Source organism: Streptomyces caelestis (assembly GCF_001279005.1).
Classification (GTDB): Bacteria; Actinomycetota; Actinomycetes; order Streptomycetales; family Streptomycetaceae; genus Streptomyces; species Streptomyces heliomycini.
The window spans coordinates 1-232 of the sequence record NZ_LGCN01000174.1; the positions used below are offsets into that span (position 1 = coordinate 1).

At 62.9% G+C, this 232-nt stretch carries 1 protein-coding gene; it reads right to left on the reverse strand.

The features are described from left to right. Positions 1-232: condensation domain-containing protein (locus ADK41_RS15395; protein WP_159043979.1), on the reverse strand; the 232-nt coding region annotated here is incomplete at both ends.

The window sequence follows — 232 nt, forward strand, 5'->3', positions numbered from 1 at the left end:
GTGTCGCCGACGGTGAGCATGACCTGGAACAGCGGATGCCGGGACGCCGAACGCTCGGGATTGAGCACCTCGACGAGCCGGTCGAACGGAAGGTCCTGATGAGCCCACGCGGCAAGATCCGTTTCCCGCACCCGGGCCAACAACTCACGGAAGGTGGGATCACCACCCACATCCGTCCGCAGGACCAACGTATTGACGAAGAAACCCACGAGATCGTCGAGAGCCTCATCCG